The following is a 19,591-nucleotide window of genomic DNA, read 5'->3' on the forward strand; positions in this document are numbered from 1 at the left end:
GATTCCGGGCCTGCGCCTTCGGCGCATCCCGGAATGACGAAACAATTACGGCTTGTTCGGATCGAACCGTTTCTCCAGGCCCTTCCAGCAATCCGCGTAATCATCCTGGAGTGTCGAGGACTTCGCGGCATGCTCCGTGACGCGCTGCGGATAGCGGGTTTCGAACATGAAGGCCATGGTGCCGGTCAGCTTCACCGGCTTCAGCTCGCCGTTGCTGGCGTGCTCGAACGCGTCGCGATCGGGGCCGTGCGGCAGCATGCAATTGTGCAGTGAGATGCCGCCGGGCACGAAGCCTTGCGGCTTGGCATCGTAGACGCCGTAGATCAGGCCCATGAACTCGCTCATGATGTTCATGTGATACCACGGCGGCCGGAAGGTGTTGTCGGCGACCATCCAGCGCTCGGGGAAGATCACGAAATCGATATTCGCCGTGCCCGCAGTCTCGGACGGCGAGGTCAGCACCGTGAAGATCGACGGATCGGGATGGTCGAAGCTGATCGCGCCGACCGGCGAGAATGCGCGCAGATCGTATTTGCAGGGCGCGTAATTGCCGTGCCATGCGACGACATCGATCGGCGAATGCGGCAGGGTCGTCTTGAACAGCGAGCCGCCCCATTTCACGAACAGCTCGGTCGGCGTGTCCTTGTCCTCGTAGTTCGCGACCGGCGTCAGGAAGTCGCGCGCATTGGCGAGGCAATTGGCGCCGATCGGCCCGCGCTCCGGCAGCGTGAAGGCGCCGCCGTAGTTCTCGCAGAGGTAGCCGCGCGCGGGGCCGTTCGGAATCTCGACGCGGAACTTCACGCCGCGCGGGATCACGATGATCTCGCCGGGCTCGGCATCGATGCGGCCGAACTCGGTGACGAGGCGCAAATTGCCCTGCTGGAGCACGAACAGCAGTTCGCCGTCGGCATTGTAGAAGTGCTGGTCCACCATCGACTTGGTGATGAGATAGACATGCGCGGCCATGCCTGCCTGCGTGTTCACATCCCCCGCCGTGGTCATGGTCTGCACGCCCTGGAGGAACGTCACCTCCTCCTTCGGCAGCGGCGTCGGGTCCCAGCGCAGCTGCGCGATCGGCAGGTCGTGTTCATGGCACGGCGCCGAGCGCCACAGGCCGGCATCGACCTTCTCGAAGCGCCCGGAATGCTTCACCGAGGGACGGATGCGATAGAGCCAGGAGCGCTCATTGGTGCCGCGCGGTGCGGTGAAGGGCGAGCCGGAGAGCTGCTCGGCATAGAGGCCATAGGCGCAGCGCTGCGGCGAGTTGCGCCCCAGAGGCAGCGCGCCCGGCAGCGCCTCGGTCTCAAAACTGTTGCCGAAGCCGGACATGTAGCCCGGCGTCACCTGCGCCGAGCTGCGGACGATCTGATCAGGCGAGGTATTGATGTTCATGACTATCCTCCTCCTTGCAGGGCGGCCCACATTTCCTGGTCGCGCTTGTCGGTCCAGATCACGGGATCGTCGATCCCCGATGCCTCATCATAGGCACGCGACACGTTGAACGGCAGGCAGTGCTCGTAGATGGCGAAGCTGTGGAATTTCGGATCCATCACCTCGCGCGTCGCGGCCATCGATTCTTTCAGCGTACGGCCCTTGGCGACCGAGATCTCGGCCGCGCCATAAAGCGAGGTGACGAAGTCTCGCGTCATCGCGATGGCTTCGCGCACCGTGCCAACGCCCTTCAGGGCATCGCCGCGGCCCGGCGCGATCGCCTTGGGATTGAAGTTGCGGATCTCGTTCAGCGTCAGCGGCCATTCGCGCAAATGCGCATCGCCGCAATAGCAGGCCGAGTGATATTCGATGAGATCGCCGGAGAACATCACCTCGGCATCCGGCACCCAGGCGACGATGTCGCCCGAGGTGTGACCCGCGCCGAGCTGCATCAGCCGCACCTCGCGTTTTCCCAGATAGATCGACATCTCGCCTTCGAAGGTCAGCGTCGGCCAGGTCAGGCCGGGAATGCTGGCAGCATCCTGGAACAGGCGCGGGAAGCGGCCGTATTCGGAATCCCAATCCTGCTGGCCGCGTTCGGCGATCAGCCGATGGGTCTCCTGCGAGGCCACGATCCCTTGCGCCTTGTAGGCGGAGGCGCCAAGCACGCGCACGGCATGATAATGCGACAGCACGACATATTTGATCGGCTTGTCGGTGACGGCTTTGACGCGCTCGATCACCTTGTTCGCCATCGCCGGCGTCGATTGCGCGTCGAACACGAGGCAGCCGTCGTCGCCGACGATGATTGCGGTGTTCGGATCGCCTTCGGCGGTGAAGGCGTAGAGATCGGTGCCGATCTCCGAGAAGGTGATCTTCTTTTCGGAGAGATCGCCGGTGGATGCGAAGTTCTTCGCCATCAGGTCATCCTTAAGTCTTTGCTTCAGGTTCTGGGTTATTGTTGTTGCTGTTGTTGCTGCTGCTGGCCGTCGATCATGCGGCGCGTGGCGAGCCCAATCGCCTCGCGCAGCACGTCGATATCGCCGATATGGTTGGCGAGGATCAGCACCAGCGCCGCGTCGAAATCGGCGCTCTGTTCCTCGGTGAGACCGCGATGCGCCTCGACGATGGCGCGGAAGGCGTCGTCGGGGCGTGCGAAGTTCGAGCTGGTCGAAAGCGGCATGCGAAACCTCAATTGACGCCTGTGGCGCGCGACAGCGCGGCCGCAATCGCCTCGCGCGTCGCATGGCGGAAGCGCGCCGCGACATAGCCATCGGGCCTGAGCAGGTAGGCTGCGCCCGGCGCGGCGTCGTAGCGCTTTACGACCAGGCCCTGGGGATCGGCAAGTCCGCCCTCGCCACCGACGCGAATATCCTTCAGGCCTCCCGGCGCATCGATCGCCGCTCCGTTCCTGAACGACAGCAAGGTGAAATCCGTTCCACCTTTGCGGAACGCATCGGTCAGATAGGCCTGCTCGCCGGCAACGGGGGCGTCGAGCATGGAACAGCCGGGCGATGGCCCGCCGCGCCAGGCATCTGCATCAGGCGATGACAGCGGCGAGTCATAGCTGCACGGCACCGAGAGCCGGCCGCCATTGACCATGCGCTTGCCGAACTCGGTCTCCTTGGCGAGCGACAGCACCGCCTTGCGCAGCCGCGCCTCCTGATGCGAGTTCGGCGCCATGAAATCGGTCGAGCGGGTGGATTCGCGGATGTTTTCGTCCGCCGCGAAGCTCCGTTCGACATGGTAGCTCTCGAGCAGGCTCGCCGGCGAAGTGCCACGGAGTACGCGGTCGAGCTTCCAGGAGAGATTCTCGGCGTCCTCGAGCCCCGAGTTCGCGCCGCGTGCGCCGAACGGCGAGACCTGATGCGCGGAATCGCCGGCAAAGATCACGCGGCCATGGATGAAGCGGTCCATCCGCCGGCACTGGAATTTGTAGAGCGAGATCCACTCGAACTCGAACTTGTCGTGGCCGAGCATGCGCGCGATCCGCGGCCGCACGTTTTCCGGCTTCTTCTCGACCACGGGATCGGCGTAGCGATTGAGCTGGAGGTCGATGCGCCAGACATCGTCGGGCTGCCGGTGCAGCAGCGCCGAGCGTCCCGCATGGAACGGCGGATCGAACCAGAACCAGCGCTCGGTCGGGAATTCCGCCGTCATCTTGACGTCGGCGATCAGGAACTGATCCTCGAACACCTGTCCGGCAAACTCGGCGCCGACCATCTGCCGCAACGAGGAGCGCGCCCCGTCGCAGGCGACGACATATTGCGCGTGCAGGCGATAGGCACCCTCCGGCGTGTCGATCGTCAGCGCCACGGAATCGTTGCGGCTCTCCAGCGCCGTCACCTTGTTGCGCCAGCGCAGGTCGATCGCGGGCAGATCGCAGATGCGGTCGACCAGATAGGCCTCGGCGTAATATTGCTGGAGGTTGATGAAGGCCGGCCGCTTATGACCGTCCTCGGGCAGCAGGTTGAACTGATAGAGCTGGGACTCGCCATGAAAGATGCGGCCGACGCTCCAGACCACGCCCTTCTCGACCATGCGGTCGGCGACACCGAGCCGGTCCCAATATTCGAGCGAACGCTTCGAGAAGCAGATCGCGCGCGAGCCCTCGCCGATGCGGTCGGCATCATCCAGAAGGACGACGCGCTGGCCGCGCTGGGCGAGATCGATCGCCAGCGACAGCCCCACCGGGCCGGCGCCGACGACCACCACCGGATGCTCGGCCGGATTTGGGCCGGGGCGATCCTGGTCGGGGTGGCGGCGATAGCCGAACTGGGTTTTGGCCTTTTGCGTATTGGCCTGCGCCATGCGCTAACCTCGGCTCTGGTCAGGAGAGGACTGATCTGCTAGATAGTCTCACGTGCAACTATTTTGGACCGGAGCCGGCCGGCCGTCAACTGGAATTCGGAGCGCTCTCCTTGGCGAGGACATCCAGCGATATCGCGCTGAAGACGCGGCAAGCCGACGAGGCTGCACCGCGACCGAAGGCGCGCCTCGATCTGTTCAAGTTCGTGCCGTTCCGCCTCAACCGGCTCGCGGCGGAAGTCAGCGCCGCGCTGTCGGTCGAATATCAGGAGCGTCACGGCCTCGACATTCCGGCCTGGCGCGTGATCGCTACGCTCGGCTTCCGCAACGATGCCTGCAGTGCGCAGTACATCTCGCAATGCACCCGCACGCACAAATCCACCATCAGCCGCGCGGTGACCACGCTGCTGAATGCGCAATTGATCGAGCGCGTCGAGAACGAAGCCGACCGGCGCGAATTTCGCCTGCAACTGACGAAGAAGGGCCGCGCGCTCTATGAAGAGCTGTTCCCGCAGCTGCTGCGGCGGGAAGACGAGATCCTCGCCTGCCTCTCCGCGCAGGAGCGCAAGCAACTGTCCGCGCTGCTCGGCAAGATCGAGGAGAGCCTCGATCTGATCCAGACCAGCGAAGAGGCCGACGCAAAGCAGGCGTATTAGGGATTCATGGAGGCGCGGACGTCGGCGTTTGGGGGTCCGGTTGAGGAAACTTGGTAGGCCCGTGACGGCACTGGCTCATATAGCGATGCTCCTTGCGGCGCTTGCCGCGACTCGCGCATACGCCGCTGACATAGGTCATCTGGCTCCCCCTGGAGTCGCTGCAAACGAGTTTCCCTCACCACAGCGTCCTGTTGCACGGATCGTCAGCCCACGCCGCTCCGCCGAAGAGCGCCGCGACGCCCTCAATGAGGCCGGTCAAATCGCACGTATTCTCGAACTGAAACCAGGCATGACAGTCGGCGACATTGGAGCCGGCGGTGGCTACCACACGGTCAGGCTCTCGCGCCTCGTCGGACCCGCCGGCTCTGTCGTTGCCCAGGACGTCACGCGGGATTACCTCATGGAACTCGCCAGGCGAACAGAACTTCTGAAGTTGACGAACGTGCAATTCGCGCTCGGCGAACCACACGACCCGCGGCTGCCCGCTTCCTCGCTGGATGCCGCAATCCTCGTGCATATGTATCACGAGATAGCCCAACCCTATGCCTTCCTCTACAATCTCGCGCCTGCCTTGAAGCAGGGTGCGCGGGTCGGAATTGTCGATCTCGAGCTTCCGACGTCGAAGCATGGCACGCCAATCGAGCTCTTACGCTGCGAATTGAGTGCCGTCGGCTATCGCGAGGTCGCCACATATAAGCTCGCAGGCGACGGAGGATATTTGGCGATATTCTCTCCGCCGGAGCTAGCGGCTCGAAAATCTCCCCGCGATATCGTTGCTTGCGGGGATCCTTCCGGCACTCGTTGACACCATATTTGCCGCCCGTCTCGGAGACTGCACACGTCCGAAGAAAAGGACTGGAATTGCCGGTTGAGACCCAAACCGGCGCCCTCCGCGCTGCTCGGCAAGATCGAAGCGAGCCTCGATCTGATCCAGACCAGCGACGAGGCCGACACCAAGCAGGCGTATTTAGCCCAGCCCGTCATTCCGGGGTGCCGCGAAGCGGCGAACCCGGAATCTCGCGCTACAACTTCTGGATTCCGGGTTCGCGCTTCGCGCGCACCGGAATGACGGTCACTACTTCGCAAACGACCTTGTCGGCGGCAGATGCAGCGCCCAGGCATCGACCTTGTCGCTGGCGCGCGGATAGATTTCCGTCACGATCGGATCATGACCGGGAATGAATCGATCAGGATGCCCGGCGAGACGCTCGATCGTTTCCCAGCCCGCCGCCATGTCGCCGACATTGTAGACGATCGGGAACGGGCTCCTGCGCTGGAGATTGGCGTAGTAGTGCGCGGCGTCGGACGCGAGCACCACCGGCCCGCGCGCGGTCTCGACCTTGACCACCTGCAGGCCGTCCGAATGGCCCCCGACACGATGCACGGTGACGCCGGGTGCGACCTCGCCGTCACCGGAATAGAACGTGACGCGCTCGCCATAGACATGGCGCACCATCTGCGTGACGTGCTCGACCGTGAACGGATGTCGCAGCAGGCCATTGCACATGCAGCGGCCGGTCGCGTAAGCCATCTCGCGCTCCTGGAGATGGAAGCGCGCGTTCGAGAAACGGTCGAGATTGCCGGCATGGTCGTAATGCAGATGCGTCACGATGATGTCGGCAATGGCTGACGCAGCGACACCGAAGCGCTCCAGCGCATCGACCGGATTCAGCGTCAGCTTGCGCGCCCGCGCGCTCGCCTCCTCGGCATTGAAGCCGGTATCGACCAGGATGTCGCGGCCCTTCCCTCGGATCAGCCAGACGAAATAGTCGAGGTCCTGCGCCGCGCTGTCATGCGGGTCCGGGGCCAGGAAGTTCATGTTGGGGGTGCGCGGCGACATCGTCGCATAGCGCAGCGCGTAGATTTCGTAGGCGTTTCCCATGGTCTTGCTTTTCTTGAGTTGGATCTTGCGGGACGATCGGGCGCACCAAGCCATTGTCCGCAAGAAAGGTCAAACGCCGGAGGCTGCGATGACCGCGAGCCTGCCATGTGAGTCCGCGATGTGAGACCAATCACATTCTCTTCGCCCCGGCTGCCCTAACTTGCTGCCGTAAAGATCGAACCGGATCGCTCGAGCCGCAATCATGACAGCCTGTTCATTCTCCTCCCGGCGCGCCCATGCGTTGCGATCAATCGTCGCGATTATCCCGAATCTCCAAGCGGTTGACGCCCCCCTTCCCGGGTTTGATAATGCCTGGAGCGTAAGTTAAGGTCGCCGCGGCGCAAGCTGGGAACGGCGCCTTTTTGGCTGGACCGCGCTGATTATGAAAATTCGCTTTCTCGTTCTTCTGTCCCTCCTCATTTCGCTTGTCCCGGCTGCGCCGTCCTTGGCCGCCGGCGACCGCTATGCGCTGATCATCGGCAACGCCAAATATCCGGATGCGGATGCCCCGCTGAAGGAACCGATCAACGACGCGCGCGACGTTGCCGACGAGCTCAAGCGCGATGGCTTTTCCGTGGAGATCGGCGAGAACCTGACCGGCGACGGCATGCGCCGCGCCTTCGAGAAGCTCTATGGCAAGATCAAGCCCGGATCGGTGGCGCTGGTGTTCTTCAGCGGCTTCGGCATCCAGTCGGCGCGCCAAAGCTACATGCTGCCGGTCGATGCGCAGATCTGGACCGAATCCGACGTGCGCCGCGACGGTTTCAGCCTCGAGACCGTGCTCGGCGAGCTCAACACCCGCGGTGCCGGCGTCAAGATCGCGCTGGTCGATGCGTCCAGGCGCAATCCGTTCGAGCGCCGGTTCCGCAGTTTCTCGGCGGGCCTCACCCCGGTGATCGCGCCGAACGGCACGCTGGTGATGTATTCGGCGGCGCTGGCTTCGGTGGTGTCGGACGCCGGCGGCGAGCACAGCCTGTTCGTGCAGGAACTGCTCAAGGAGATCCGCGTCCCCGACCTGATGGCGGAGGAGACGCTGAACCGCACCAAGATGGGTGTCACCCGCGCCTCGCGCGGCGAGCAGGTGCCGTGGATATCCTCTTCCCTGGCCGAAGATTTTTCGTTCATTCCGGGAGCCGGCGGATCGCGCCCGACAACGACGCCACCGCCCGCGCCTCCCGCTCCGCCCGTCGTCGCCAACAACCCGCCGCCGGCACCATCGGCGCCGCCCTCACCACCTCCGCCGCCGAAGCCGGCCGACACGGTTGCAGCGCCCGCGCCTGCTCCTGCGCCTCCCCCTACGCCCGCACCGGCGCCCTCGCCGAAGCCGCAGGTCGAGGCCGCCCTGCCCCCGCCGCCACCACCGGCGAAGCCGGCCGAGACAACCCCCGCCCCGAGCGTGGATAGCGGGCCGAGCGCGGCCGCTTTGGCTGAGGACCCCACCATCAAGGGCCTGACCGCCAAGATCGCCGCCAATCCTGATGACGTGAACGCGCTGTACCGGCGCGGCCAGGTCTATGCCAGCAAGGGTGCCTACAACCTCGCCATCAAGGATTTCGACGACACGCTGCGGATCAACTCGAAGGACGTCGAGGCACTGAACAACCGCTGCTGGACCCGCACCGTGGTCGGCGACCTCCAGGGCGCTCTGAAGGATTGCAACGAGGCGCTGCGGCTGCGGCCGAATTTCGTCGATGCGCTGGACAGCCGGGGGCTCGTCAACCTCAAATCGGGCGCGGTGAAGAACGCCATCGCCGATTTCGACGCGGCCTTGCGGATCAACCCGCGCCTGACCTCCTCGCTCTACGGGCGGGGGCTCGCCAAGCAGCGCAACGGCTCGGCCCAGGAAGGCGCGCTCGACATCGCCAATGCCAAGGCGATGGATCCGAACATCGTTCAGGAATTCGCAAGCTACGGAGTACGCTAGTATTTTTTTGAGTTGAGGCAGCACACGCCTCGAACCTCGGCGGCCCAAGCAAGACTAAACAACGGATGCCGCAAGCGGCCTTTCCGGGGGCTTATTGCAAGGAATTTTGGGAACCGCGCAGGTCGGCTGCGCAGGAGGGACTGGCAATGAGATTTGCTGCAAAAGGACTTACCGCGATCCTGTCGGTCATGGCGATCGGCGCCGCGCTGTCGCTGCAGGCCGCACCCGCCGTCGCCGGCGACGACGGCAACAGCAAGAACGTCACCGAAGACGAGATCGTCCGCGCGCTGGCCCCTCCGCCGAAGAAGCCGCTGACCCGCGGCCTCTCGACTGGCGCTCCGCAGGCAGATCCCGCGCCGAACGCGGCGGAGACCAAGCTGATCCAGTCCGTGCGCGGCCGCTCGACCCGCTCGCTGTCGTCGACCGAGCGCGAGGAAATCGCGTCAGTCGCCAAGGACAAGCCGAACATCGATCTCGAGATCACGTTCGACTACAACTCCGCCAATATCAGCGCCAAGTCGCTGCCCTCGGTGCAGGCGCTCGGCCGCGCGCTGACCAGCGCCGACCTGAAGGGCTCGACCTTCGTGGTCGCCGGCCACACCGACGCTGCCGGCAGCGAGGCCTACAACCAGGACCTCTCGGAGCGCCGCGCGGACTCGATCAAGCGCTATCTGGTCGAAAAATACAGCATCTCCGCGACCGACCTCGTCACGGTCGGCTACGGCAAGAGCAAGCTGAAGGATCCGAGCCAGCCGATGGCGGAGGTCAACCGCCGCGTGCAGGTCGTCAACATGGAAAACAAGACCACCGCATCGAAGTGAGCGCGACGCAATCCTTTGCAATGACCCGTCGTGATGTGGTGTAAAGTCTTGCTTCCGGAGCGCGTCCCGCAGCCTTGCGGGGCGCCGCTTTATTTCAGGGAAACGCTCTTGATAGGCCTCGTGCGGATGGCCGTGAGCCAGGCCAGGACAATCCGGCGATGAACGTCTCCGAATATCTCAAACCCGCCGGAACCGTGTTGTTCGTCGTCGTACTCGGCGTCGGCTATTATCTGTTCGAGCATCGGCATCGTCCCGAGGCGAAGGAAACGCCGGGCGAGGCGCTCGTCATCGTGACGAAGTCGACCAATGCCTGCTTCTCCGACCTCGTGCGCGTGACCGGCTTCTTCGTGCCGCGCCGCGAGGCCGTCGTCGTCGCCGACCAGGAAGGCTCCAGGGTCACCGACGTCTTCGTCACCGAAGGCACCATGGTCACCGAAAACCAGGAGCTGGCGCGCCTGACCCCGCCGCCGCAGATTCCGGGTCAGCCGCAGCGGCCCGGCCAGCAAGGCCCGATCTCGCTGAAGGCGCCCGCGCCGGGCCTCGTCACCGAGGTCCGCACCGTCGTCGGAGCGCCCGCTTCCCCACAGGCCGGCCCGATGTTCCGCATCGCCGTCAACAACGAGATCGAGCTGGATGCTCAGGTCCCGGCCGTGCACATGCCCAAGCTCAGCCCCGGCGCGACGGTGCGCATCAGCCGCGACGACGCGCCCGACCTGATCGGCCGGGTCCGCCTGGTTGCGCCCGAGATCGACCGCGCCACCCAGCTCGGCCGCGTCCGCATCAGCGTCACCAACAATCCCTCGCTGAAGGTCGGCGTATTCGCCCGCGCCTCCATCGATGCCAAGCGAAGCTGCGGCGTCGCGGTTCCCAAGACCGCGATCGACCATCTCACCGTGCAGGTCGTCAAAGGCAACATCGTCGAGACGCGCAAGGTGCGGGTCGGGCTGACGTCCGACACCGCGACGGAAATCCTGGAAGGTCTCGAGGTCGGCGAGATCGTCGTGGCCGACGCCGGCTCTTCGCTGCATGACGGCGACCAGATCAAGACCATGTTCGCCGATGAACTCGATCGCACGCGGGTACGCTGATGGCTCTCAATATCTCGGCATGGTCGATCCGCAATCCGCTGCCGTCGGTGGTGTTTTCGATCATCCTCCTGATTCTCGGCTGGGTCTCCTTCACCAAGCTCGCGGTGACGCGGTTGCCTTCGGCCGACATTCCCGTGATCTCGGTCGCGGTCTCGCAGTTCGGCGCGGCGCCCGCCGAGCTCGAATCCCAGGTCACCAAGACGGTTGAAGACGCCGTCTCCGGCGTCGAGGGCGTGCGGCACATCACCTCGTCGATCACCGACGGCCTGTCGGTGACCACGATCCAGTTCGCACTGGAGACCAACACCGATCGCGCGCTCAACGACGTCAAGGACGCGGTGACGCGTGTGCGGTCGAACCTGCCCCAGAACGTCACCGAGCCGCTGATCCAGCGCGTCGACGTGATCGGCCTGCCGATCGTCACCTATGCCGCGATCGCACCCGGCAAGACGCCCGAGCAGCTCTCTTATTTCGTCGACGACGTGGTCAAGCGCGCGCTGCAAGGCGTGCGCGGCGTCGCCCAGGTCGAGCGCATCGGCGGTGTCGAGCGCGAGATCCTGGTTTCACTCGATCCCGACCGTCTCCAGGCCATGGGGCTCACCGCCGTCAATGTCAGCCAGAGCCTGCGCGGCACCAATGTCGACGTCGCCGGCGGCCGCGCCGAGATCGGCAAGAACGACCAGGCGATCCGCACGCTGGCCGGCGCCAAGACGCTGAGCGATCTCGCCGGCACCATGATCCCGCTGTTCGGCGGCGGCGAGGTCCGTCTCGACGATCTCGGCACCGTCACCGACACCATCGCCGACCGCCGCACCTTCGCCCGCTTCAACGGCGAGCCGGTGGTCGCGCTGGGCATCAAGCGCTCCAAGGGCGCCAGCGACGTGGTGGTCGCCGCCGCCGTGCAGAAGCGCATCGACGCGCTCAAGGCCGCCTATCCCGACGTCGATCTCAAGCTGATCGACACCTCGGTCGAATACACCAAGGGCAACTACGAGGCGGCGATCTCGACCCTGTTCGAAGGCGCCATCCTCGCGGTTGTCATCGTGCTGTTGTTTCTGCGCGATTTGCGCGCGACCATCATTGCCGCGATCTCGCTGCCGCTGTCGATCTTCCCGGCGTTCTGGGCGATGGACATCCTCGGCTTCTCGCTGAACCTCGTCAGCTTCCTCGCCATCACGCTGTCGACAGGTATCCTGGTCGACGACGCCATCGTCGAGATCGAGAACATCGTGCGGCATATGAACATGGGCAAATCGCCCTACCGCGCCGCGCTGGAAGCCGCCGACGAGATCGGCCTCGCCGTGATCGCGATTTCGCTCACCATCATCGCGATCTTCGCGCCCGCGAGCTTCATGTCGGGCATCGCGGGACAGTTCTTCAAGCAGTTCGGCATCACCGTCTCGGTGCAGGTGTTCTTCTCGCTGCTCGCGGCACGCTTCGTGACGCCGATGCTGGCGGCCTACTTCCTCAAGCATCACGCACACGAGGAGCCGCCGCCCGGCCGTATCCTGCGGACCTATCACAGCATCGTATCGTGGTCGGTGAAGCACTATTTCATCACCGTGCTGATCGGCTTCGGCATCTTCGCCGCCTCGATCTGGAGCATCACGCTGCTGCCGCAGGGCTTCCTGCCGGCGCAGGACAGCGCGCGCTCGCTGCTTGCCCTCGAGCTGCCGCCAGGCACCCAGCTCGCCTACACCGAAAAGGTCACCGAGGACATCGTCGCGCGCCTGCGCAAGCGACCCGAGGTGAAGAGCATCTTCGTCGACGGCGGCCGCGTTCCGCCCGGGACCCAAGAAGTCCGGCGCGCCGCCCTGATCATCAACTACACGCCCAAGAGCGACCGCGACATCACCCAGCGCGAGCTCGAATTCTCGATCAGCCAGGAGCTGGAGAACGTTCCCGATATCCGCTTCTGGTTCCTGGACGAGAACGGCCTGCGCGCGATCTCGCTGGTGGTGACCGGCGTCGACGCCAACATCGTCAACAACGTCGCCAGCGAGCTTGCGACGCAGATGAAGCGGATTCCGACCATCTCCAACGTGATCTCGGAAACCGCGCTGGAGCGCCCTGAGCTCCGCATCGAGCCGCGTGCGGACCTTGCCGCTCGCCTCGGCGTCTCGACCGAAAGCCTGTCGCAGACCATCCGCGTGGCCACCATCGGCGACGTCGGCCCCGCGCTCGCCAAGTTCGACGTCGGCGACCGCCTGGTGCCGATCCGCGTCCAGCTCGAGGACGCCGCGCGCGGCAATCTCAAGACGCTGGAGCAGTTGCGCGTGCCGCTCGGCGAGCACGGCGAGAAGGGCGGCGTGCCGCTCTCGGTCATCGCCGACGTCAAGCTCGACCAGGGCCCGACCAGCATCAACCGCTACGATCGTGAGCGGCAGGCCACCGTCGCCGCCGACCTCGTCGGCTCCGCGGCACTCGGCGATGCCACCAAGAAGATCTACGAACTGCCGGTGATGAAGAGCCTGCCGAAGGGCGTGAAGGTCTCACCGTCCGGCGATGCCGAAAGCCTCAACGAGCTATCCGACGGCTTTGCCACCGCGATCACAGCCGGCCTGATGATGGTCTATGCAGTGCTGGTGCTGCTGTTCGGCACTTTCCTGCAACCGATCACCATCCTGTTCTCGCTGCCGCTGTCGATCGGCGGCGCGATCGCGGCCCTGCTCGTCACCGGCAAGCAGCTGACGACGCCGGTCTGGATCGGCATCCTGATGCTGATGGGCATCGTCACCAAGAACGCCATCATGCTGGTGGAGTTCGCGATCGAGGCGATCAACGGCGGCAAGCCGCGCGACGAGGCGATGATCGACGCCGGCATGAAACGCGCCCGTCCGATCGTGATGACCACGATCGCGATGGCCGCCGGCATGATGCCGAGCGCGCTCGCGGTCGGCGCCGGCGGCGAGTTCCGCTCGCCAATGGCGCTCGCGGTGATCGGCGGCCTGATCTTCTCGACCATCCTGTCGCTGGTGTTCGTGCCCGCGATGTTCATGGTGATGGACGATCTCGGCGCGCTGATCTGGCGCTTCGGCAAGCGGCTGATCGTGCACAGCGAGGATGCCGAGACGGACGGGCATCATGGGACTGCATCGGCGGAAGCGGGGCCAGCGCCGAAGAACATCGTGCACCCGGCGGCGGAGTAGCCGCGATGCCAGAAGCGCGGAGCTAGTGACTTCACTCGTTCCGTGCGATCGCCGTCAGCTTGGCCATGTTCCGCAGCAATATCCGGCCGCGCTGAAGATCGAGGATCGCTTCCTTGCGCCAGGCCTGGAGCTGGCGGTTGACGCTCTCGCGGGCAGCGCCGACGAAGATGCCGAGCTGCTCCTGCGAGATGTGCACCTCGGAGCCGAAATCGGCAGCGAGGGCACAGAGCCGCCGTGCCAGCCGCACCGGCAGCGGCTGCAACATGGATTCCTCCATGCGCTCGCTCTGCCAGCGGATGCGTTGGCATAAGAGCGCGATGATCTTGATCGCGACTTTCGGCTCGCGCTCGAGGAAGCCGAGGAAATCCTCGCGCCGCAGCACGAACAATTCGCTGGCCTCGCCCGCGGTCGCGTCCGCCGTGCGGCTCTGGCCGTCCAGCACCGCGACCTCGCCGAACAAATCGCCCGGTCCCATGAAATTCAGCGTCAGTCGGCTGCCGTCGGAAGCGCCGGTCTCGATACGGACCTGGCCGCGGCGCACGCCGAACAGCGCGTCGCCGGGGTCGCCCTTCTGGAACAGCACCTCGCCATTGCCCAGATGCTGGGTGTGGCAGAGATTGGACAGCCGCTGGAGCTCATCTGCGCCGAGGTCGGCGAACATCGCGTTCATCTTCAGGATGACCGCAAATTCGGCCTGCTTGCTCATTTCAATGTCCTTGTGAATTTCTTGGCAAATCGCTTGGAACCATCAACATCAGGATCGCGTAAAACCGCGCCGGGGAAGTGTGTCATAAGTCACATAACTTTGCAGCTCCCCCTGACTATTTTTGACCGCTTGGAACCACTTCCCGTCCCGGGATAAACTCAGGCGGAAAGGACGCGGCGCAAAGTACCGGTATTTGCCGGTTTCGACGCCGATGGTCCGCCGCTGGAAAGTCGACATGAGAGCAGTGAAATTCGCCGGCGCGGCGGTGGCCGCCGTCATCATCGTGATCGCACTCCTGCTGGTGGTCGGGGTCCCCTCCGGCTTCCTGACCTCGACGATTGCCTCGCGGGTCGAGAGCGCGACCGGCTATCGCCTGTCGATCGACGGCACCACCAAGATCAGCGTTTGGCCGACGCTGAACGTCACGCTGAACGATCTCACGCTCCAGGATCCCAAGGATCGTAGCGGCATCACGCGCCTGACGGTCGACAGCGTGCAGGCCGACATGTCGCTCGCCAGCGTATGGTCGGGCCGTCCGAAGATCAGCGAACTCGTCGTCACCCGTCCCGTGCTCTATCAGCCGCTGCTGCGCGAGCGCCTGCCGAATGCCGGCACTTCGTCGAAGCCGCTCGCGCTCGACACGGACGGCGCCACCATCGACCGCGTCAAGATCACCGACGGCGAGGTCGCATTCTCGCGGCTGCGCGATCGCGTCGAAGGTCGTATCAGCGCCATCAACGCCGATGCCGTCGTCGACCGCGACCGCAAGGTCAACATCACCGGCACCGCGCGCGTCGGCGAGCATCCGACCAGGTTCGACATCAAGGCAGCGACGCCGGCGCCGCCGACCGACCGGCCCACGATCCCCGTGGATTTCGCCATCGACATGCCCGATGTGCTGAAGTCCCAGCTCGCCGGCCACGCCGAGATGCGGCTGAACGGCGACATCGTGATGATCAACGGCATCAACGGCACGCTCGGCGACGGCGCATTCAACGGCTGGGCGTCCGTCGACATCGCGAGCAAGCCGCTGGTCAAGCTCGATCTCGACTTCCAGCGGCTGGCGATTCCGCTGGCGAAATCGCCTGACGGCGCGTCCGGGCGGCCCTGGAGCGATGCGCCGATCGACGTCTCCGGACTGAACTATGTCGATGCGCAAATCAGGTTCTCCGCGAACGAGGCCGTGATCGGCGATGCCCGCCTCGCACCGCTGGCGCTCGATGCAAAGCTCGCCGGCGGCGTGCTGAAGGCCGGAACCGCCAATCTCGGCGCCTATGGCGGCCAGGTCTCGGGCGAGGTGATCCTGGATGCGACCACCGGCGCGCCGAGCTTTGCCATGCATTCCGACCTCGTCGGCGTGCGCGCGCTGCCGCTGCTGCAGGGCCTTGCCGAATTCGACCGCATCGACGGCAAGCTGCAGGCCAAGCTCGCGCTGCGCAGCGCCGGCACCAGCCAGCGCGCGCTGATGGCGAACATGCAGGGCACGGCTTTCGTCAATTTCCAGGACGGCGCGATCCGCGGCATCAATGTCGCGCAGATGATCCGTTCGCTGACATCGGGCACGCTGTCCGGCTGGCAAGACAGCCAGAACAGCAGCCAGGAGCAGAGCACGGACCTGTCGCAGCTCTCGGCCTCCTTCCGCATCGACAAGGGTCAGGCGGTGACGACCGATCTCAACCTGATCGGGCCGCTGGTACGGGTGACTGGCGCCGGCACGATCGCACTCGACACCAAGATGATGGGTTTTCGCGTCGAGCCGAAGCTGGTGATGACGACCGAAGGCCAGGGCCGCACCAACGAGCCGGTCGGCTTCGGCATCCCCGTGATGATCCAGGGCAGCTGGTCGCAGCCGAAGATCTATCCTGACATGGCCGGCATGCTCGATAATCCCGAGGCTGCCTATGCCAAGCTGCGCGAGATGGGCAAAGGCCTGTTCGGCCCCGACGGCGCCGGGCTCGGCAATATTTTGGGCGGCCTCGGCCTCGGCGGCGCGACCGCGCCGGGTGGCGGCAACGTGCCCGGCAATGCCAATCCGCAAACCCAGCAGCCGGGCCAGAACAATCTGCTCGGCGGCCCCTTGGGCGAGGCGATCGGCAGCCTGATCCAGCAGGGGCTTTCCAGCGGTGCCGGAACAGGTACGGCGACGGGCACCGGCCGCAGCCGCAGCCTGCCGGCAGTACCCTCCACGCCGGCACCGCAGGCTTCGCCCGCACCCCCGGCCCTGGAAGACCCGCCGGCGGCGCAGCAGGACAGCCAGCCCATGAACGATGTGCTGCGGCAGCTCTTCAATCGGTGATTGGCGGACCAACGGACGGGACTCCACGTTCCCCCTTACATGAGCCCGCCATCCGCAGCTTCCTCCGAACGGATGAGGCTGCGACATTTCACCGCCCGTCCAGCAGCCCCGCCGTCCACAACGGGTAACCAGACCTGCTGTTCAGCCGGTCCCGGGACGGTCACGGAACGATCCCTTGGCCCGAATTATGGTAGAAGGCTGCCGGGGCTGGTACGGCCCGTAGCGCCGGCGTCGATGGCGGCGCAAGAGGATCGGGATGGCAGGGGCGAACGACAAGACACGGTTTCTGCGCGAGGGCCTGTTCGCCAAATATGTCGTCTCCCTCGTCGGCCTCGTCGTGTTCGTGCTCGCCGTCAACGGCGCGATGGAGACCTGGATCTCCTACCGCGCCACCAAGACATCGCTGACCGACGGGCTCGAGGACAGGGCGCAGGCCGTCGCCCGGCGCATGGAACAGTCGATCTCCGAGCTCGAGCGCCAGATCAGCTGGGTGACGCGGGCGAGCCAGGACACGCTCGAGAAGCGCCGCGCCGACTACGCCCAGCTGCTGCACCAGGTCTCGGTCGTCAACCAGCTGTTCCAGCTCAACGGCGAGGGCCGCGAGGTGCTGCGCGTCTCGCGCCAGTCGACCACGACCGGCGGCAATGCCGACCTCTCCCGCGACATGCGCTTCACCGATACGGTGGCTCGCGGTGTCAGCTATTCGCCGGCCTATTTCGTCGACCAGCGGCCGATCATGTCGATCTCGGTCGCGCATTCCGGCTTCAACGCCGGCGTCACAGTCGCCGAGATCGATCTCAGCTTCCTCTCCGACTTCCTGTCCGACGCGCAGGTCGGCAAGGCCGCCTTCGCCTATGTGGTCGATCCGCGCGGCCGCGTGCTGGCGACGTCGTCGAAGGGGCCCGACGTCGGCAAGGACCTGTCGAAGCTGCCACAGGTGGCGGCTGCGATCGCGCCGGGGCGCGAATCCGAAACATCGGGTACCGACTTCAACGGCCATTCGGTGATGAGCGCTGCGAGCACCGTTCCGAAACTTGGCTGGAGCGTGCTGTTCGAGCAGCCGACCACGCAAGCCCTGACGCCGATCCGCGACCAGCTGGTGCGCATCGCGCTTCTGATCGGCATGGGCCTGATGGTGGCGATCCTCGCCGGGACGCTGCTCGCCCGCCGCATGATCATCCCGATCACCGCGCTGCGCGACGGCGCGCACAAGCTCGGCGAGGGCGATTTCAGCCACCGCATCGACGTGCACACCTCCGACGAGCTCGAAGACCTCGCCGGCCAGTTCAATCGCATGGCGACCCAGCTCCAGGAGACCTATTCGAACCTGGAGACCAAGGTCGAGGAGCGCACCCGTGACCTCGCGCAGTCGAACCACGAGCTCAAGGTGCTGGAAGAGGTCGGCCGCGCGGTGGCCTCCTCGCTCGATCTCAACGCCGTGCTGCCGACCATTGCCGCGCGCGCGATCGAGATCACCCACGCCGACGCGGTGCTGATCTACGGCTATGACGCAGAGGCACACAGCTTCAACCTGGTGGAGGCGGGCGGCATCGACAAGTCGGCCGAAGGCGCACACGTCACCATCGGCGAAGGCGAGAACATCCTGAGCGATGCCGCGGAGAGCGGCGAGCCGATCGCGATTGCCGATCTCGACCACGCGGCCGAGCAGCCGCTGCGCGATGCCGCGATCGATGCCGGCTTCCACTCGGTGCTGGTGGTGCCGCTGGTCGATCAGCAGGGCACGCTTGGCTCGCTGGTGGTACTGCGCCGCGCCAGTGGCGCGTTCGCCGCCAGCATCATCGGCCTGATGCGCACCTTCGCCAACCAGGCCGTGCTGGCAATGCGCAATGCGCGGCTGTTCACCGAGGTCGATCACAAGAGCCACGCGCTCGAGACCGCGAACGAGACCGTGCGCGCCCAGGCCGACAAGCTGCGCGTGCAGACCGAGCAGCTCAAGGACTGGAACAAGTCGCTGGAGGAGCGCGTCGAGACCCAGCTCGGCGAGATCGAGCGCATCCGCAAGCTCGAGCGTTTCCTGGCGCCGCAGGTGGCGCAGCTGATCGCCTCCTCCGACAGCCCCGAGGGGCTGCTCACCAGCCAGCGCCGCGAGGTGACGGTGGTGTTCTGCGATCTGCGCGGCTTCACCGCGTTCACGGAAGCCACCGAGCCGGAAGAGGCGATGAACGTGCTGCGCGAATACCACGCCGCGCTCGGCCAGCTCATCTTCAAGTATGAGGGCACGCTCGACAAATATGCCGGCGACGGCGTGATGATCCTGTTCAACGCGCCGATCCAGTTCGAGGACCACACCAAGCGCGCCGTGAAGATGGCGGTGGAGATGCGCGACACCATCGGCCCGCTGACCGAGCGCTGGCGCAACCGCGGCCATAGCCTCGGGTTCGGCATCGGCGTCGCGCTCGGCTATGCCACGCTCGGCCAGGTCGGCTTCGAGCAGCGGCTCGAATATGCCGCGATCGGCAGCGTCACCAATCTCGCCTCCCGTCTCTGCAGCGAGGCCAAGCCGAACCAGATCGTGGTCAGCCGCCGCGTCTACGGCATGGTCGAGCCCTGGGTCGAGGCGCGCGCGCTCGACGATCTCCAGCTCAAGGGTTTTAATCATCCCGTGCTTGCGATGGAGATTTTGAGCTGGCGCGAGGGGGTCGAGAACGTGGTCGATGCGTCGGTCGCGCGGCGGCGCGGGTAGAAGCCAACTAAGATTCGAAAACAACCCCATGCACAGTAGCCGAGGCTCCGGCACGACGCCAAATTTTCGCCGGAGCTACGGATTTTGCGAAATTGCCTTTGACGCGTCGCGCAAAACACTGGCAGA

At 65.2% G+C, this 19,591-nt stretch carries 14 protein-coding genes and 1 pseudogene; 9 read left to right on the forward strand and 6 right to left on the reverse strand.

What is annotated here, in order from left to right:
- Positions 1-45 precede the first annotated feature (45 nt).
- The 4 genes from hmgA to BRAGE_RS0137245 are packed head-to-tail and all read right to left on the reverse strand — an operon-like array spanning position 46 to position 4,242.
- Positions 46-1,392: a homogentisate 1,2-dioxygenase gene (gene hmgA, locus BRAGE_RS0137230; protein ID WP_027563551.1), complete on the reverse strand. Its 1,347-nt coding sequence runs from the start codon at positions 1,390-1,392 to the stop codon at positions 46-48.
- 2 nt (positions 1,393-1,394) lie between these two features.
- Positions 1,395-2,351, reverse strand: a complete 957-nt coding sequence (locus BRAGE_RS0137235) for an MBL fold metallo-hydrolase (RefSeq protein ID WP_027563552.1) — start codon at positions 2,349-2,351, stop codon at positions 1,395-1,397.
- Positions 2,352-2,386: 35 nt separating this feature from the next.
- Complete coding sequence (locus BRAGE_RS0137240) at positions 2,387-2,614, reverse strand: DUF2783 domain-containing protein (protein ID WP_027563553.1); 228 nt, start codon at positions 2,612-2,614, stop codon at positions 2,387-2,389.
- 8 nt (positions 2,615-2,622) lie between these two features.
- On the reverse strand, positions 2,623-4,242 hold the full coding sequence (locus tag BRAGE_RS0137245) for an FAD-dependent oxidoreductase (RefSeq protein ID WP_027563554.1): 1,620 nt from the start codon (positions 4,240-4,242) through the stop codon (positions 2,623-2,625).
- A 110-nt stretch (positions 4,243-4,352) separates the two neighbouring features.
- On the opposite strand from BRAGE_RS0137245, the gene BRAGE_RS0137250 reads away from it, so the two are divergent.
- The 3 genes and pseudogenes from BRAGE_RS0137250 to BRAGE_RS57810 form a co-directional block, all read left to right on the forward strand.
- Positions 4,353-4,895: a MarR family winged helix-turn-helix transcriptional regulator gene (locus BRAGE_RS0137250; protein WP_027563555.1), complete on the forward strand. Its 543-nt coding sequence runs from the start codon at positions 4,353-4,355 to the stop codon at positions 4,893-4,895.
- An 85-nt stretch (positions 4,896-4,980) separates the two neighbouring features.
- The gene (locus tag BRAGE_RS50885; RefSeq protein ID WP_035731952.1) at positions 4,981-5,700 is read left to right on the forward strand and encodes a class I SAM-dependent methyltransferase; all 720 of its coding nucleotides are present in this window, start codon (positions 4,981-4,983) and stop codon (positions 5,698-5,700) included.
- An 84-nt stretch (positions 5,701-5,784) separates the two neighbouring features.
- Positions 5,785-5,862 (forward strand): annotated as a pseudogene (locus BRAGE_RS57810) (MarR family winged helix-turn-helix transcriptional regulator); the annotation flags it as partial.
- A gap of 108 nt (positions 5,863-5,970) precedes the next feature.
- Here BRAGE_RS57810 and BRAGE_RS0137260 read toward each other — a convergent pair.
- Positions 5,971-6,777: an N-acyl homoserine lactonase family protein gene (locus tag BRAGE_RS0137260; RefSeq protein WP_027563557.1), complete on the reverse strand. Its 807-nt coding sequence runs from the start codon at positions 6,775-6,777 to the stop codon at positions 5,971-5,973.
- 382 nt (positions 6,778-7,159) lie between these two features.
- Here BRAGE_RS0137260 and BRAGE_RS0137270 point away from each other — a divergent pair, with 382 nt between their 5' ends.
- From BRAGE_RS0137270 to BRAGE_RS0137285, 4 genes are all read left to right on the forward strand, one after another.
- Complete coding sequence (locus tag BRAGE_RS0137270) at positions 7,160-8,701, forward strand: caspase family protein (RefSeq protein WP_027563558.1); 1,542 nt, start codon at positions 7,160-7,162, stop codon at positions 8,699-8,701.
- A 146-nt stretch (positions 8,702-8,847) separates the two neighbouring features.
- A complete protein-coding gene (locus tag BRAGE_RS0137275; protein WP_027563559.1) occupies positions 8,848-9,522 on the forward strand; it encodes an OmpA family protein in 675 nt (224 codons plus the stop codon).
- Positions 9,523-9,680: 158 nt separating this feature from the next.
- Positions 9,681-10,610, forward strand: a complete 930-nt coding sequence (locus BRAGE_RS0137280; protein WP_027563560.1) for an efflux RND transporter periplasmic adaptor subunit — start codon at positions 9,681-9,683, stop codon at positions 10,608-10,610.
- Complete coding sequence (locus tag BRAGE_RS0137285; RefSeq protein ID WP_027563561.1) at positions 10,610-13,759, forward strand: efflux RND transporter permease subunit; 3,150 nt, start codon at positions 10,610-10,612, stop codon at positions 13,757-13,759. The genes BRAGE_RS0137280 and BRAGE_RS0137285 overlap by 1 nt, the downstream gene beginning before the upstream one ends.
- Before the next feature lie 31 nt (positions 13,760-13,790).
- Here the strand turns inward: BRAGE_RS0137285 and BRAGE_RS0137290 are convergent, their stop codons facing one another.
- Complete coding sequence (locus BRAGE_RS0137290) at positions 13,791-14,465, reverse strand: Crp/Fnr family transcriptional regulator (RefSeq protein ID WP_027563562.1); 675 nt, start codon at positions 14,463-14,465, stop codon at positions 13,791-13,793.
- Between the two features lie 235 nt (positions 14,466-14,700).
- On the opposite strand from BRAGE_RS0137290, the gene BRAGE_RS0137295 reads away from it, so the two are divergent.
- Complete coding sequence (locus BRAGE_RS0137295; protein ID WP_027563563.1) at positions 14,701-16,761, forward strand: AsmA family protein; 2,061 nt, start codon at positions 14,701-14,703, stop codon at positions 16,759-16,761.
- Positions 16,762-17,017: 256 nt separating this feature from the next.
- Entirely contained in the window at positions 17,018-19,465 is a 2,448-nt protein-coding gene (locus BRAGE_RS0137300) for an adenylate/guanylate cyclase domain-containing protein (protein WP_027563564.1), read from the forward strand.
- The last annotated feature ends 126 nt before the right edge of the window (positions 19,466-19,591 follow it).

This window comes from Bradyrhizobium genosp. SA-4 str. CB756, from assembly GCF_000473125.1.
Lineage (GTDB): Bacteria > Pseudomonadota > Alphaproteobacteria > Rhizobiales > Xanthobacteraceae > Bradyrhizobium > Bradyrhizobium arachidis.

Bases quoted from the DNA above. Each gene is read 5' to 3' on its own strand.
- hmgA (WP_027563551.1), bottom strand. From the start codon at position 1,392: ATGAACATCAATACCTCGCCTGATCAGATCGTCCGCAGCTCGGCGCAG.
- BRAGE_RS0137235 (WP_027563552.1), bottom strand. From the start codon at position 2,351: ATGGCGAAGAACTTCGCATCCACCGGCGATCTCTCCGAAAAGAAGATC.
- BRAGE_RS0137240 (WP_027563553.1), bottom strand. From the start codon at position 2,614: ATGCCGCTTTCGACCAGCTCGAACTTCGCACGCCCCGACGACGCCTTC.
- BRAGE_RS0137245 (WP_027563554.1), bottom strand. From the start codon at position 4,242: ATGGCGCAGGCCAATACGCAAAAGGCCAAAACCCAGTTCGGCTATCGC.
- BRAGE_RS50885 (WP_035731952.1), top strand. From the start codon at position 4,981: ATGCTCCTTGCGGCGCTTGCCGCGACTCGCGCATACGCCGCTGACATA.
- BRAGE_RS0137260 (WP_027563557.1), bottom strand. From the start codon at position 6,777: ATGGGAAACGCCTACGAAATCTACGCGCTGCGCTATGCGACGATGTCG.
- BRAGE_RS0137270 (WP_027563558.1), top strand. From the start codon at position 7,160: ATGAAAATTCGCTTTCTCGTTCTTCTGTCCCTCCTCATTTCGCTTGTC.
- BRAGE_RS0137275 (WP_027563559.1), top strand. From the start codon at position 8,848: ATGAGATTTGCTGCAAAAGGACTTACCGCGATCCTGTCGGTCATGGCG.
- BRAGE_RS0137280 (WP_027563560.1), top strand. From the start codon at position 9,681: ATGAACGTCTCCGAATATCTCAAACCCGCCGGAACCGTGTTGTTCGTC.
- BRAGE_RS0137285 (WP_027563561.1), top strand. From the start codon at position 10,610: ATGGCTCTCAATATCTCGGCATGGTCGATCCGCAATCCGCTGCCGTCG.
- BRAGE_RS0137290 (WP_027563562.1), bottom strand. From the start codon at position 14,465: ATGAGCAAGCAGGCCGAATTTGCGGTCATCCTGAAGATGAACGCGATG.
- BRAGE_RS0137295 (WP_027563563.1), top strand. From the start codon at position 14,701: ATGAGAGCAGTGAAATTCGCCGGCGCGGCGGTGGCCGCCGTCATCATC.
- BRAGE_RS0137300 (WP_027563564.1), top strand. From the start codon at position 17,018: ATGGCAGGGGCGAACGACAAGACACGGTTTCTGCGCGAGGGCCTGTTC.